At 38.2% G+C, this 16,438-nt stretch carries 10 protein-coding genes; 9 read left to right on the top strand and 1 reads right to left on the bottom strand.

Going from position 1 to position 16,438, the window contains the following annotated elements:
- The first annotated feature begins 148 nt into the window (after nt 1-148).
- The 9 genes from ACMAYL_RS12125 (at nt 149) to ACMAYL_RS12085 (ending at nt 15,910) form a co-directional block, all read left to right on the top strand.
- Nucleotides 149-6,304 (top strand): tail fiber domain-containing protein, encoded by a 6,156-nt coding sequence (locus tag ACMAYL_RS12125; protein WP_412471133.1) that lies wholly within the window; start codon nt 149-151, stop codon nt 6,302-6,304.
- Nucleotides 6,305-6,449: 145 nt separating this feature from the next.
- Nucleotides 6,450-6,866 (top strand): hypothetical protein, encoded by a 417-nt coding sequence (locus tag ACMAYL_RS12120; RefSeq protein ID WP_103218157.1) that lies wholly within the window; start codon nt 6,450-6,452, stop codon nt 6,864-6,866.
- A gap of 170 nt (nt 6,867-7,036) precedes the next feature.
- The gene (locus ACMAYL_RS12115) at nt 7,037-7,261 is read left to right on the top strand and encodes a heavy-metal-associated domain-containing protein (RefSeq protein ID WP_103218156.1); all 225 of its coding nucleotides are present in this window, start codon (nt 7,037-7,039) and stop codon (nt 7,259-7,261) included.
- A gap of 8 nt (nt 7,262-7,269) precedes the next feature.
- Nucleotides 7,270-9,468 (top strand): heavy metal translocating P-type ATPase, encoded by a 2,199-nt coding sequence (locus ACMAYL_RS12110; protein ID WP_103218155.1) that lies wholly within the window; start codon nt 7,270-7,272, stop codon nt 9,466-9,468.
- Complete coding sequence (locus ACMAYL_RS12105) at nt 9,465-9,746, top strand: metal-sensitive transcriptional regulator (RefSeq protein WP_103218154.1); 282 nt, start codon at nt 9,465-9,467, stop codon at nt 9,744-9,746. Before ACMAYL_RS12110 ends, ACMAYL_RS12105 begins: the two co-directional genes overlap by 4 nt.
- A gap of 8 nt (nt 9,747-9,754) precedes the next feature.
- Complete coding sequence (locus ACMAYL_RS12100) at nt 9,755-10,960, top strand: TolC family protein (protein ID WP_103218153.1); 1,206 nt, start codon at nt 9,755-9,757, stop codon at nt 10,958-10,960.
- Nucleotides 10,953-12,332, top strand: a complete 1,380-nt coding sequence (locus ACMAYL_RS12095; protein WP_412471132.1) for an efflux RND transporter periplasmic adaptor subunit — start codon at nt 10,953-10,955, stop codon at nt 12,330-12,332. Before ACMAYL_RS12100 ends, ACMAYL_RS12095 begins: the two co-directional genes overlap by 8 nt.
- Entirely contained in the window at nt 12,325-15,441 is a 3,117-nt protein-coding gene (locus tag ACMAYL_RS12090) for an efflux RND transporter permease subunit (protein ID WP_103218151.1), read from the top strand. The genes ACMAYL_RS12095 and ACMAYL_RS12090 overlap by 8 nt, the downstream gene beginning before the upstream one ends.
- Entirely contained in the window at nt 15,434-15,910 is a 477-nt protein-coding gene (locus tag ACMAYL_RS12085; protein ID WP_392992611.1) for a hypothetical protein, read from the top strand. Before ACMAYL_RS12090 ends, ACMAYL_RS12085 begins: the two co-directional genes overlap by 8 nt.
- Here the strand turns inward: ACMAYL_RS12085 and ACMAYL_RS12080 are convergent, their stop codons facing one another.
- Nucleotides 15,911-16,423 (bottom strand): DUF2391 family protein, encoded by a 513-nt coding sequence (locus ACMAYL_RS12080; RefSeq protein WP_103218149.1) that lies wholly within the window; start codon nt 16,421-16,423, stop codon nt 15,911-15,913.
- Nucleotides 16,424-16,438: the final 15 nt, after the last annotated feature.

The raw sequence follows: 16,438 nt of genomic DNA, 5'->3' as shown, positions 1-16,438 counted from the left end.
TCTTATTCTTTTGGCCCAAAATCAAGGCGAATTTAGGCTACTTAGAATCATCACCGGCAGATAAGTCCTCTAAATGACATTTAATTATTGATCTTAACGAAACCATTCTATACTGACGATAAGCCACTGTATTAACAGGGGATCTTGGTTGTACGTTAGTCGAAAATTAACATTTATTTTAGCAATTTGTTTAGGGGTATTCTTAAACCTAAGTGCTATTGCATCGACGACTAAGCTTGGCTACTCTGGCCGTCTTGTTCTAACAAATGGCACACCGGTTACAGGAACTCCTGATCTTAAATTTGATCTCTATTACTCTGGCTCTCCTGGTAGTAATAGGGGAACTCAGACAATCAATGCAGTTGCTCTTTCAAATGGTATTTATACTGTTGAGTTAGACTTCGCAGGTATTGCTACTGTGATCGATGGTATTCCAACAAATGAAACTTTAGTGATTCAGGTAACAGACATAACGGATACGATGAATCCAGTTGTCTATGATTCTCAAAATATCTTAGCGACACCAATTGCGGTCTATGCCAATCATGCTGCTCTTGCCGAAACTATTGCAAATGATGCTATCACACCTGATAGTGTTGATTTCAAAAGTACTTGTTCAGACGGACAAGTTGTCTCAATTAATAATTTAAATGAATTTGTGTGTGTGGATCAAACTGCAACAGTAAGTGTTGATTCAACTCTTGTGAATAATGCGGGAGTGATCGGTCTTCCAACTGTTGTGACAGGGGATACATATTATTCTGTAACTGTTGACGACTATGGACGAGTAACAGGAGGAACAACGACTCCTCCTTCAACAACGGCAAGTGATATTCAAGATAACCTAATTGTGGATGCTGATATCAATACGAATGCAGCGATTTCTTGGTCAAAGATTAACAAGACTGGCGCAACTCCAGGTGATGTTGGTTTGACTGTTAATAGTGCAGGCCCTCTTGGAGCGACTTCTGCTGTTGCGACTGAGAATGTTGTTAAGACTTATGTTGATACAACGGCCGGGACAATTGCAGATGCAAAAGTAACTGATGATATGAGTGGGGTGCAAACGACAATTGCTCCTTCTGTAAATGCTGTTAAAACTTATGTGACTTCTCAGACTGGAGGGATAACTTCTTCGCAATGGACAGATTCGGGATTGGATATTTATTTTAACACTGGCTATGTTGGTGTTGGAACAAATACTCCGATGGGGCCACTACACGTCGTTGGGACGGCCAATGACTTAAATATCATGCGCTTTGGTGCAACTGATGCTGATATCTCAAGTCTTACAAATCTTTCTAATATGTCGGGTCTTCTTATTGCAAACGAAGGCGTCAATAATGCTTATCATTCACTAAGAATTGTAAGTGATGTGGATGCAACTCAAATTGAAAGTTTAGCAGTTACAAATGCAGGGCGAGTAGGTATTGGTGTTTTAGTGCCAACACAAAAATTAGATGTTGCAGGAAATATAAAAGCAACAGGAGTTTGTATTGGGGCCGACTGTCGCACAGCTTGGCCAACAGGAAATGCAGGAACTGTAACTTCTGTAACTGGTGGCACGGGACTTACAGGTGGAACGATCACTTCTTCAGGAACTCTTGCAGTTGATGTGGGAACAACAAATGGCAAGATTGCTCAAGTTGGAGCAGGGGATAAGCTAGCGGATTCAATTATTAATTATAATCCTGCACTTGATGTTGCCTTGACTGGATATGTAACAGGAGCTGCTTCAAGTATTGTAGCTACAGATACAATCTTACAGGCATTTGCTAAAGTACAGGGACAACTTGATGCCCATGCATCTTCCATAGCCTCAAATTCAACACTCGTTATTAACTCGACAGCGGGAAGTGAGACTGGGCAAGCTGCTTCTGTGGCCGCCATGAAAAATTATGTCACAACTGAGATTGCAGGTGTTAATCAATCTCAATGGACTAATTCGGCAAGTGATATCTACTTTGATAGCGGACGAGTTGGTATTGGAACGAACTCGCCATTAACAGCACTTGAAGTTGATGGACAAATTACAGGTGGTTTTGGTGCAAGAACAACTTCTGGAGTTCTTGATTGGAATGATATTAGTAACGCAAGGCCTGGAAGTGGTAACACTCTTTTAATGGGGGATGCACCAAATGGGCCAGGACCTTCATATTATTTCCATACATTCTCATACGAATATATTACAAAAAATGGTAGTGGTAATCTGACTCAATATGCGATTCCTTACAATGGTACAGATATGTACTTACGTTATCGCTATAATGGTACTTGGTCTGGATGGAGTAAAGTTCTAACGACAAATTCTAATGGGCGTGTTGGTATTGGGACAATCAATCCATCTGAGATGCTTGAAGTTGTAGGTAAAGTTAAAGGGACACAGCTTTGTATTGGTGGTGATTGTCGTACTTCATGGCCGACAGGAAGTGGCGGAACTGTTACTTCTGTTGCAGCAGGAACTGGTCTTACAGGTGGAACCATTACTTCAACTGGAACTCTTGCAGTTGATGTGGGAACAACAAATGGCAAGATTGCTCAAGTTGGAGCAGGTGATAAGCTTGCGGATTCAATCATTAATTATAACCCTGCTCTTGATGTTGCACTTACTGGATATGCAATAGGAGTCGCTTCAAGTGTTGTGGCAACAGATACAATCTTAGAAGCATTTGGAAAAGTTCAAGGGCAATTAAGTGCTCATGCTACTTCCATTGCAGCAAACTCTAATCTTGTGATTAACTCAATGGCCGGAACAGAAACTGGTCAAGCACCTTCTGTTAGTTCGATTAAAACTTATGTTGATGATCGCGCGACTCAGTGGGCGACTAGTGGAAGTGATATTTCATACACTGGTGGCAATGTAGGTATTGGGACGGCAAATCCTACAAGAAAACTTCATGTTGTTGCTGATGATGCAGTCGACGGAAATGATTTTATCGCTTTATTTCAAGAGCCTGGGATTACTCCTGAAGCTTCTGCAACAGTTGGTATTGCGGCCGATCGAATGGTTATGGTTCAAGGAAGTGGTGGAGCATTCTATGGTGGTCGAGATGTAGCAAATGATATTGAATTTGCAATGGGAACAAGTATCGCAGGAGAAGCCTTCTCTGGTGCCATGACTAATCATAAGTACGGACTAAGAACAAATAATATTACGAGAATGACAATTGATGAAACAGGAAATGTCGGAATTGGTATAACGGCACCAACTGCAAAATTATCAGTTGATGGTGATGCTGAGTTTTCTGGTTTTTATACAAGTGAGCAGGTCACTTACGCTAATTACGATTATACTAATCTTTCTTACTTCTTACTTGCTAAGTCATCTAGTGAAGACAAGGTCTATGGACGCATCTACGGACATCGTGGAAGTGCCACGGCCATCCCTCGTCCTTACTTTGTTGATGTTGTGATTGATACATCATCTGTTTATACAGATGTAGGAGAGATCACAAACGCTTATCGCGTTGATGCAAAAATTGCTCTAGCTGAAATTACTTATAAAGGTGAGACATGGTGGGCACTACGCTACGATGCGGATAGTACATTTCATGCTAATAATATTGGTTTTCAAGGCTTTCGATCACAAGCAGATGCTGATGCCTTTAAGTTTATCAATGAAGACGATGTTGACTTAACAGCCGTTTTAAATGTTAAAGAGTACTCTCGAATTCGTGGAAGTCTTTATTATACAAAAGCAGGTAATCTCGGTCTTGGAACAACGACTCCAAGTGAAAAACTGGAAGTTAGCGGTAATGTAAAAGCAACAGCTTTTATAGGGGATGGTTCAAGTCTAACTGGGGTTAACTCGTCATCATCTTCTAATATTGCAGATAATACAATCTCTGCTGATACTGATGTCAATGGAACAGGAGTGATCAATTTTCAAACTGGTGGCACAACTAAGATGACAGTTGATAACTCAGGTAATGTAGGTATCGGAACAGCTACTCCTGGTTCACTATTAAATGTCGCTTCAACTGCTCCAACATTTAGATTAACGGATACAGATCAAGGTGGAACTAATGAGCATCTTGTTATTGGAATTGATGGTGGGAATGCTACATTTGATGTTTCTGATGCTGGTGCAGGAAGTTCGATGATTTTACAAGGTGATGGTGATGTCATCCTTGCAGAGAGTGTTGGGAAGGTAGGGATTGGAACAACAACACCAACTACGACATTAGATGTCGTGGGAACAATTAAGGGAACTAGTGTTCAATCAATTGATCCAATGTTTCTTGTTGCTGCAAGTGAGTGGAGTGATACTGCTTACGATTTTTCCGCTGGTGCAACGGCCACAGGAATCAATATTACATTTGACTTTGACAGTACTGGTTCAGATCCATTTCAATTTGGTTTAGATAGTAATAACTATTACCGTGTTTCACATGAAGGTGATAATGAGCAGACGATTAGAAAGACAATTGCTGGTGTTTCAACTGTCCTTGGAAATGTTAGTCACACTTATGTCTCTGGACAGAAGGGCTTAAAAGGCCATGTGAATATTACTAATAATATCATCACTTGGAAAATTACTAAGCCTAATGGCGCTTTCACTAAGGCCAGTGGTGCAGTTGATACAGGAGGCCTTCCACTTTCTAATTTTAAAATTAGAGCAAATTCAAACCTTAGAAATGTGCAAATTTTTACGGGGCAAAAAGAAGATCTCGCGGGTAGTAAGAGTCTTGTTGTGGATCATGCATCAGGAAAGATTGGAATGGGAACGACTGCTCCTTCTGCACGTCTTTCAATTCAGCAAAGTGGAGTCGCTGATAATTATGAAGGTATTCGACTAATTGCTGATAAGAATAGTGATGGGACAAATGATGAATATCTTGATGTTTATATCGATTCTGCCGGAAAGAAGATTATCCAAACTCAATCTTCAGGGGCAGCAGTTCACGACCTTCTTTTAAATCCTGTAATTGGTAATGTTGGGATTGGAAAAACGATACCACGTACAACTCTAGATGTTGGAACTAACGGTAATGTTGCACTTTTTGGAGATGGTAGCTTAAATGATAAATTTATTTCTGTAAGAGATAATAATCAAGGTTTATATATGGGACTTGATGTAAGTCTTAATGGTGGAAATGGTGCAGGACTTATTCAATCAGGTCAAAGTAAAGGACTGGGACTTAAGGCCAATACTGCAACTTTTGGCGATGCTGATCCCGATTTTTATATAAGTGAATCTGCAAACGTTGGAGTCGGAACAGTGACACCAAGTTCAAAATTTGAAGTAAGACGAGTTTCTGATAATGGAAGTTCAATGGCGCTTTTTGAAGATGCTACTGCTGCCAATAATACATCAGATGTTAGAATTTTTGCCTATAGGCCAGGACTTGTTCTTGAAGATAATTCAGTTAATGCAGATGACTTTAGGCTTGGACTTGATGAAGGGAAGCTATATTTCACTTTTGATACAGATGATGATGGTTCAAAAGATGCGACTTCTCAGTTTGATGATATCTATGCAATGACTCTAAGCTCGTCAAGAAAGCTAGGAGTGGGAACGACAAACCCTGCGGCTACGATGCATGCTCACGCAGGAGACAATACTGCTTCATATCCAACTAGTATTGCCCAAGGTAATATTGTTGCGAAATTTTCTAATAGTAATAACGCCGTTGAGATCGGGACTAATGGCGATTTAAACGGAAGAAGGGCGTGGATCCTCGCTAGACATACTACAACGGACACGTATGGCGGCTACTTTTCAACACTTCATCTTCAACCAGATGTTGGTGATAGCACTCACTATCGTGGGGTTGCAATTGGTACGTCTGCAAGTGTTCAATTGGCCGAAGCCGGAGAAAGACTTGTTGTTAACGGAACGGCCGCAAAACCAGGTGGTGGTTCTTGGGCCACATACTCTGATGCACGCTTAAAAGATATCACTGGTGAGTTTAGCTACGGCCTAGATGCTATTATGGCTATTGATACAATTAAGTATCGTTATAAAGATAATAACGCTCTTGGAATTTTAAACGAAAGGGAGCACTCTGGTTTCATTGCACAAGAGATTCAAAAAGTGATTCCTGAAGCAGTTAGAACGACAACTGATGATTATCTAACAGTTGATAACGATCCAATCTTCTTGGCCCTTATTAATGCGACAAAAGAGCAGCAAAGTCAGATTGAAGAAAATAAGCGTATGCTAAATCTTATGCAAGAAGGGATTTCTCGTCGAGTAGCATCCTTAGAAGAGCAAGTTGAAACTCTAAAAGAAGAGAATGAGATTCTCAAGGCCTACCTCTGTCAGAAAGATCCTGACATGCCTCTTTGCCCGAAAAACTAGTCAAAAATTATTGTTAACATGTTAACGTTAGTATTGAGATTTCAGTAGCTTAGAATCTTATCTTATTGATTTTCAAAAGAAGGTTACAATATACATTATTGATCATCTTGCTAACTTGAATGTTGTACGTTGGCCAGGAGGAAGCATGATCTTGATTAAATTCGGTATTCTCTATTTTGCACTGGCATATTCGTCAATTAGTTTCGCACAGGACTCGCAATTGGATAATTTACTTCGCTGTGGTGAAGTTGCACAAGTTCGCTGTCTTGAAGTTCAGGAGTTTGGACAAGAATTTGTCGGCCCCATACAAGAGGAAACAGTGATAGAGGTAAAGTCGAATGAAGTAGCAGGACCTAGTATTAGAGAGCTTATTTGTTGTGAAGATGATGACAAGCTCAGAAAATCAATTATTGGACATATTTTTAATCAAATGAAACCAGATGAGATGATCGTAGCATTATTGGCCCATAAAACCGTTGAGGAATTACGAGGCCCTTCAAGTGTTGATATGGTCTATAATGATGATCGTTTTGTTGGCCCCAAATTACCGAGTCAGAAATAACTATTTAGATATAAATTAATTCAGTCACTTAGGGCCCTTTTCTTAGGGCCTTTGTCATTTCTATGTCAATTAACCAATCTTTAATTGCTTTATTTTTAGGAGAGGCGTAATATTTTAATATACCCTATAGGGGTATATGGTTTTAGTTATTCTTAGAGAGGAGAGATGAAGTGAAAACAGTTAAATTTGTTGTCAGTGGAATTAAGTGTGGGGGATGTGTAGGTAAGGTTGAAAAGCAACTAAAGGAGCTTACAGGAGTGACAAATATAAATGTTGATATCGAAAACCAGGAAGTTCTTGTTAGTGGAGAGCAAGGTTTTTCAAATATGCAAATCAAGTCAATGCTAGGGGAAATCGGATTTCCTGTAACAAGCATGAAAAAGCTTGAGGCTTAGGAGACAGAGTGGAAACACAAAATAGTGTAAACTTAAAAATTTCAGGTATGAGCTGTGCAAGTTGTGCAGCTTCTATTGAAAGTGAAGTTTCAAAAATTGATGGAGTTAAACTTTCAAGTGTAAATTATGCAATTGAAAGTGGTCACTTTGAATTTGAGAATAAGAATGTCTTAGATGATATTGAAAATAAAATTGTTGAACTTGGTTATACAATTCAATCCGAAGAAGAGATGCTAAGTGAGTCAGCTCCTGTAAAATCAATTGAAAAGGATAATTTCCATAAGTTTGTGATTGGGATGACTCTTGCTATTGCGGTCTTTATGTTTGAGATGGGGCCACTTAAAGGATGGCCAAGTAAAAAAGCTAATTGGTATATTCAGTTAGTTTTAACGACACCAATTTGGGCATGGATTGGTTTAAAATTCCAACGCTCACTTCTACAATTTCTAAAAAGTGGTCGCTCCAATATGAATACCCTTATTGGATTAGGGACAACAGCGGCTTTTCTTTATAGTGTTTTTATCACAGTATTTACAAATTTAAGTGTTGAACTAGGCTTAACAACTAGAGTCTATTTTGAAGCCGTTGGATTCATTACTTCATTTGTTTTCTTAGGACAGTACTTTGAAGAAAGAGCGAAGAAGAAAACGAAAGAGGCCCTTAATGATCTCTTTAAATTGTCAGCAAAAAAAGCGACGATCTTAAAAGGTGACTCATTTGTGGAAGTTGCTATCAGTGAAGTTCAGGCTGGGGATACTTTAAGAGTTCGTCCTGGTGAGAAATTTGCAGTTGATGGGAAGATCATTAAAGGTAGTAGTGCTATTGATGAATCGATGATTTCTGGAGAACCTCTACCTGTCACTAAAGGAGAGGGGGAGCAAGTCTTTGCTGGAACAATCAATGGTGATCACGTTATTGATTATAAGGCCACAAAAGTTGGTAGTGATACTTTCCTTTCTCAAATTATCAAGTTCGTTGAAGAGGCCCAGTCTTCTAAACCAAATATTCAAAAATATGCAGATAAAATTAGTGGAGTCTTCACTCCAGTGGTTATTGTTATAGCTGTTGTGACTTTTCTTGCTTGGTACTTCTATGGAGGAGAGCCAAGATGGGGGAATTCAATTTCTAATTTTATTGCAGTTCTTGTTATTGCCTGTCCTTGTGCTCTTGGACTCGCAACACCTACTGCTGTTGTTGTTTCAACTGGTCGAGCATCTTTGAAAGGTCTCCTTATTGGTGGAGGAGAAGTAATTGAGAAGGCCGTTGAAATTGATACAGTGATCTTTGATAAAACAGGGACAATTACATTTGGACGCCCAAGTGTTATTGATTCACTTTATAAAGAAGGAGAGGATGAAAAACAAATTCTTGCTCACCTTGCTTCTATTGAGCAATTTTCAGAGCACCCTCTTGCAAAGGCCGTTTTAAATTTTGCAAAAGAAAAAGGTGTTAACTTAAATGAACCAGATGGTTTTGAAGTTATAAAAGGTAAGGGAATTATCGCTGATATCGACGATATCGAATACCAAATTGGAAACGAGTCGCTCTTAGATGATTTAAGAATCAAACGCGATGTTGATTTGGAATCGGATAAGATCGGAAGTTTCATCTTTGTTGCTCGAAATAAAGAACATGTTGCTACACTGATTGTAGGTGATGAGATTAAGCCTAGTGCGAAAGAGGCCATCGATCATTTCAAATCTCTTGGAATTGAGACTTGGATGATTACTGGTGATAACGAAATCGTTGCAAAAAGTGTTAGTGAAGAAGTGGGTGTTGATCACTTTATCGCTAGAGCACTGCCTCTTGGAAAAGCTTCTCAAATTGAGCGTCTACAAAAAGAAGGACGTAAGGTTGCTATGATTGGTGATGGAATTAACGATGCGCCAGCTCTCGCAAAGGCAAATCTTTCAATGGCAATGGGAACTGGGACTGATGTTGCTATTAGTGCATCAGATGTGACGATTGTTAAAGGTGATATAGCCAAGGCAGTTGAATTCATTGAACTTGCTAAAGGGACAATGAAGATCATCAAGCAAAATCTCTTCTTATCAATGATTTATAATACATTACTAATTCCAATTGCCGCTGGTGTGCTTGTTATCTTCGGTGGGCCGACAATGCCTCCAGTACTTGCAAGTGTTGCCATGGGACTAAGTAGTATTTCAGTTGTTTCAAATAGTTTAAGAATAAGGAAATTAATATGAGTAAGCACCCAGATCACAAATCAACATTAACAAGAGTTAATCGTATTGAAGGTCAAGTTCGTGGAATTAAGAATATGATTGAAGATGGTAAGTATTGTGTTGATATTCTTACTCAGATTAAATCCATAAGAAGTGCTCTAAAGGGGCTTGAACATGTGATTCTAGAATCACATTTGAATAGTTGTGTTATGAAGGCCATCAAATCAGGTTCTGAAAAGGATTCTGAAGAAAAAATCAGTGAGATCATGGAACTTCTAAAAAAATCAGCAAAGTCATAGGTTTTATTATGTTTAAGTCTGCTTTAATCATTTGTATTTCTACTAGCACCATGGCCTTCAGCTTTAAGCAAGCCGTTGGAGAATTAGCTAATCACAATAGTGTTGAGGCCATTAAGGGAAGTGCTAAATCTCTTGTTGAGTCTTCAAAACAAAAAAGTTCTTGGGGGGACCCAATGTTTAAGGTTGCTGCCAAGAACTTTCCGGTGGAGACTCTCGATTACAACCAAACTCCAATGACTGGCCTAGAGCTAGGTATTTCTCAGAAGATTGCTCTTTCCAACAAGTACGGCAAAGCATCTGAAAGTATGAATGCTCAAGCAAGGGCCATGAATTTTTCTGCACTTGATTATGAGCAAGCACTTGTTAAGGCCTTATGGGGAAATGTTATTGGGAATCGTAAAATTGAAAGCGAGCTATTCATTTTAAAAGAAAACATAGCATGGATTAATAATATTCTGAAAGTAAGTAAGAAGCTCTATTCAAATGGACGCATTACTCAGCAAGCTCTACTTGATATTCAAATTAGAAAGTCAGAAATTGAAAGTGAACTAAGTAATAAGACTTTCGAATTAAAACAGAATAAGGCACAGCTCAAATACTTACTTGGAGATCGTGCTACTAGCTTTGATTACAAAAGTGTTCCTTGGAGTTTATTAGATAAGTCTATGAAAGAGGATATAAAAGATAATCGTCTTAAGGCCCTCGAAGAAGGAAAGATAGCAGGAGAGTTTGCTGTTGAACAAGCTAATCTTGCTTATATTCCAGATATTACAGTCTCTTTAGGTTATACATTTCGTTCAGATGAAATAGATAAGAATGGTGACTTCGTTGGAGCACAAATAACATTTCCTATTCCGGTTTCAGATGACAAAAGTGGTGGAAAAGGTGCAGCTGTTGCAAATCGCTATGCCGCAATCAAGAAATTGGAAGATTACAAGCTTAAGAAGAATCGTGATTTAAATATTATTAAAGATGATATTGAAAAATTAAAAGCGGAGTTACAAATTATTACTAAGAAGTCTGTAAACTTCGCTAAAAACTCGCGATCAATCACTTCAAAATCTTACGGTCGTGGCAATAGCTCATATGTAGAGCTTTTGCAGAGTGAATTGCGACTGCAAACAATTTTATTAAAAAAAGTCATGCTAGAAGCACAATTAGCAACTTCTAAAGTTGATTATAAATACACTCTTGGAGAGTCTCTCTATGAATAAATTACTTAAAATTATTACTTTCACAACACTTTTAGGATTTGTTGCTTGTTCGCCGAAAGAGGAAACTAGTACACATAGTGAATCTAAGGTTAAAACTTATTATACATGCTCAATGCACCCACAGATTAAGGAAGATAAGCCTGGAAAGTGTCCAATCTGTCATATGAACTTAACTAAAGTTGAAGTTGAAGATGATCATGACCATTCTGCCATGACACAAAATGAACCACAAAAGGATCTTTGGCGTTGTAAGGACTTTCCAGATGTAACAAGTGAGAAAGAAGATGTCTGTCCAATGGATGGGTCTCCAATGGTTAAAGTTAATACACAAAAAGAGAATGCTTCTAAAGTTGTTGCTAGTGTGAAACTTAGAAAGTCTCAACTAAAACATTTTAATCCATCTTACTTTCCTGTAACGACAATGAAGATGACTAAGAAAATTAGACTTCTAGGTCAAGTACTGCAATCAGAAGAAAAGGAAAGTAATATACCGGCAAGAATCGATGGCCGTGTTGAGAAAGTATATGTGAAATCAACAGGAAGTTTTGTTAAAACAGGTGATCCAGTTGTTGATATTTACAGTCCAAAATTAATTTCAGCAGGAGAAGAATACATTCTAGCTCGAAAGACATACTTAAAGAATAAAGGACGTGAGTTCCGTGATCTTTATTTACAAAGTCAGGAAAGACTTGAGCTGTGGGGGATAAAAAAAGAACAATATGAAGCATGGGCAAAGTCTGGTGCTGTTCCGAATAAGATCACAATCTATTCGCCTGCTACAGGAATTGTACAAAAAAGAAGTGCTACAGTTGGTACATATTTTAAAGAAGGACAAAACTTCTTTGAACTTTCAAACCTAAGTGATGTTTGGGTCGAACTCGATGTCTATGAGCAGGATTCTGCCCTAGTACAATTAGGTCAAACTGTTGAATTAGAATTTATTGCAATCCCTGGAAAGACGACAAAGGGTGAGGTGGATTTTATTAGCCCTGTTCTTGATCAGCAGTCTCGAACATTAAAGGTTCGCGCTACGATTCAAAATGAGGAAGGGAAACTAAAGCCTGGAATGGTTGCAAATGCTCAAATTACTTTTGAATTAGAGGGAATGCCTCTCGTAATTCCACGATCTGCTGTTATTGATACTGGAAAGAGAAAAGTTGCATGGGTAAAGGTTAGTGATAAAGAGTTTAAGTCAGTCGTTATTAAAACGGGGCATGAGTCAGAAGGCTATGTTGAGGTTAAAGAGGGACTTAAAGATGGGGATCAAGTTGTTATCGAAGGAAACTTCCTTCTTGATGCTCAAGCACAACTTTTTGGTGGATATGAGGATATGAGTACATCTGATCCTCATCAAGGGCATACTAATGATTAAGAATATTATTGAATTATCCATTCGAAATCGTGTCACTGTAGTACTAATTTTTATCTTAGTTGCACTACTTTCTGTCTTTAGCTTATCGACAGCACGAATTGATGCAATTCCAGATATTGGAGAAAATCAGCAAATTGTTTTCACAAATTGGGCAGGAAGATCACCTAAGGATATTGAAGAACAAATTACTTATCCTTTAAGTGTTCTTCTTCAGGGAATTCCTGGAGTTAAAAATATTCGCGGAACTTCTGCATTCGGTTTCTCTACGATTTATGTCATTTTTAATGATGATGTTGATTTTTACTGGTCGAGATCTCGTGTTTTAGAAAAGCTTACAAGTGCAAAGAATGAACTACCTGAAGGCGTAAATCCTGCAATGGGACCGGATGCAACAGGTCTTGGCCAAGTTTATATGTATACACTCGAGAACGCTTCAGATAATGAAAAGCCGTTGTCATTAGAAGAGTTGAGAACATTACAAGACTTCTACGTTCGTTATCTTCTTCAAAGTGTGGAGGGAGTAAGTGAAGTCGCAAGTATTGGTGGATTTGTTAAAGAGTATCAAATCGATGTTGATCCTAATAAACTTATTGCCTATGACATTCATCTGACATCTATTATTCAAGCTATTCAAGATAGTAATATTGATGTTGGAGCAGAAGTTATTGAAGATGGTGATCGTGAATTTATTGTTCGTGGTAAAGGATTCTTCAAGTCACTTACAGATATTGAAAATGTTGTCGTTGCTGTAAAGAATAAGTCTCCTATTCGAATTAAAGACATGGCAAGTGTTGGTACAGGTCCTGCTTTTCGTCGTGGAGCACTTGATAAAGACGGAACAGAAGCTGTTGGTGGTATCGTTACAATGCGATTTGGAGAAAATCCAAAAGAAGTCATTGATAATGTAAAAGAGAAAATTGAAATTGTTAAGGCCGGACTTCCAAAAGGCGTTATTTTTAGTCCTTTCTACGACCGAACAGAGGTAATTGAAAGAACAATTGGAACAGTTTATTCTGCCTTAGCGCAAGAGATTGTGATAACTGTTATTGTTATTTTACTATTCTTACTTCACTTTAAATCTTCAATCTTAGTATCGCTAACTCTACCATTTGGTGTTGGTATAAGTTTCATTCTCATGAAATTTATTGGTATTGACTCTAATGTTATGAGTTTATCTGGGCTTGTTATTGCTATTGGTTCAATGGTGGATATGGGTATTATCATGACTGAAAATATCTATTCAAGCCTTGCAAGTGAAGATCGAGATCTTTCTAAGTCTGAGCGTGTTGAAATTGTAGTTAAGGCAGCCCGTGAGGTTGGTCCAGCTATTTTAACAGCTGTTGCCACAACAATTGTAACTTTCTTACCTGTATTTGGATTAGAAGGAAGTGAAGGGAAACTCTTTGGTCCACTTGCTTGGGCAAAGACACTGGCAATGTTTGGCTCTGTTGTGGTTGCTATTATTCTTGTTCCGGCCCTAAGTGTTTTCTTCTTAAAAGGAAAGCTTAAGCCGATAGAGAAAAACCCTGTCAGCTTAAAAATTATTAATACTTATCAGCCAGTGCTTAGTTGGCTTCTGGATAATCGAAAGTTCTTTGCAATTTTCCCAACTCTAATTTTCATCCTCGGAGGGATTGCATATTCTCAACTTGGTAAAGAGTTTATGCCTTCACTTAATGAGGGGGAAATTCTTTATATGCCTGTAACTACTGCTGATGTTGGGATGACAAAGGCACGAGAGCTTTTGGCCTATACAGACAAGGAGCTAGTTAAGCATCCTCTTGTTGCGAGTGCGATAGGAAAACTAGGGCGTGCTGAAACGGCACTCGATCCTGCTCCGGTTGCAATGTTTGAAACAGTTGTAAAACTTATCCCTCAAGATCAGTGGCCAAGTGGAACTTCGATTTACGATATTATGGCTGAGCTTGATCAACAGCTACAAGTTCCTGGCCTTGTAAACGCGTGGCTATTTCCAATTGAGAATAGAATCGCCATGATTTCTACAGGAATTAAAACGCAAATTGGTGTGAAAATCTTTGGGGATAACCTCGAAAAGCTAGAAAAGATTGGACAAGAAATTGGCCATGTTCTTGAGGGCATCAAAGGTGCAAGTGGGGTCTATGCACAACAGATCACAGGTAAACCTTATATTGAATTTGATATTGATCGTGTGGCCGCAAGTCGCTATGGGATTAATACTGGAACGATAAATAAAATTCTTCAAACTGCAGTCGGCGGTATGACGATCGGGCAATTTTATGATGGCAGACAAAGATTTCCAATTCGCGTACGTTATAAGAAAGAGCTAAGAGATCGTATTGACGAGTTAAAGAAGGTACTTGTACCTAGTCCACTTGGTCAGCATATTCCATTAGAACAGCTTGCTAAGATTGAAGTTGTAACTGGTCCTGCTATGATTCAATCTGAAGATGGAATGCTGCGCTCACTTGTACTTTTAAATGTTCAAGATCGTGATCTAATTGGTTTTGTGGAAGAAGCTAAGAAGGCGGTAGAAGAAAAAGTAGAACTCCCTAAAGGATATTCTTTAGTTTGGGCCGGGCAATATGAAAATCAGGTACGATCTAATAATCGACTGATGCTTCTTGTTCCTCTAGCGCTTGTTATAAATTTAATCATTATTTATTTTGGGATTAAAAATCTACGTAATGCTGCAATTGTTTTTAGTGCCGTTCCAATCGCATTTGCAGGTGGTCTAATTCTGCTTTGGATTGGAGGCTTTAATACGTCTGTTGCCGTTTGGGTTGGTTTTATTGCCTTATTTGGTATTGCTGTCGATGATGGTGTCGTTATGATGACCTATCTGCAAGAAGAGTTTAAAACAATTAAACCAAGAAATTGGAGTGAGCTTAAGGAAGTAATCGTCAATGCAGGTTCTAGACGTATTAGACCTCTTGTTATGACTACGACAACGACTGTCGTGGCCTTAGTTCCTATTATGTGGTCGACAAGTACAGGAAGCGAAGTTATGAAGCCGATGGCCATTCCTACGCTTGGAGGGATGCTTGTTGAGTTAATTACATTATTTGTTGTTCCTATTACATATTCATATTTTGAACAAAAGAACCTTAAAGGAGAAACACATGAATAAATTTATTATTGTAAGTATGATTGCTTTTAATTTATTTGCTGCTGGCCGTATTGAGATGGCACCAAACACAAAAAAAGAAGTTGTTAAAGTTCTCGAATTAAATGAAACACTTCATGCAAGCTTCTTTGAATACGATGGGGCAAAAGTTGAGGAAGCTGCAAAGAAGCTTTCAACAGCAATTGATAAGATTAGTGATGAGAAAATTAAGAAGCTTCTAACTTTTTCAAAAACAAAGCTTTCTGAAATTCAAGCTTCAAAAACAACTGCTGAAAACAATCAAAGTTACCACTTAGTTTCAATGGCACTAATTCATATCATTAATACATATGATGTAGGTGAGAAGTATAATGCTTACTCATGTCCTATGGTTAAGAAGAAGTGGGTACAAAATTCTTCTAAACAGGATAAAGTTCACAATCCATATGCATCAAATATGCCACACTGTGGACAAAAAGATACTAAGTTCTAATTACTTCAAATAATCTGTGATGGCCGCTCCAAAGATGCTTGGGAATGCAATAATTACTGTGCGTTTAAAAGCTAGAATTGGATCGGTCATTACGGGAAATTTATCAATCAAAAATAGAATGAATACAACACTAGAAGTTGTGATTAAGTAAATCGCAAAAATTCTCTTAATAAACTCTGCGACATTTCCCTTAAGCTTAAAACGGTAGAAGTTAAAGTAGACAAAGCAAGTAACAATAACAATTGAAGATGCTAGTAGATAATAGATATTATCAAACTTCAAACTTACACTAAGATTCCATACTTCTTCAGTAAAACACAATGGTGAGGCCACAAGAAAGGCCCCTACAAAAATTTGTGAGACATCACGTAGTCTTAATTCAACCATTAGTGGATTGATAACATGACCAATTGGCTTACCGGTATCATCTAAGAATGTAACAACTTCTTTGAGATAGCCATTGATTCGTTTGATTTCAGTATGTGTATTCTTTAAACCTTTAAAAACATCCATATTAAAATTATAGAG

Source organism: Halobacteriovorax sp. RT-2-4, assembly GCF_047085445.1.
Taxonomy (GTDB): Bacteria; Bdellovibrionota; Bacteriovoracia; order Bacteriovoracales; family Bacteriovoracaceae; genus Halobacteriovorax_A.
The sequence above is the reverse complement of the archived record's forward strand: the minus strand, read 5'-3'. Positions and strand labels throughout refer to the sequence as shown.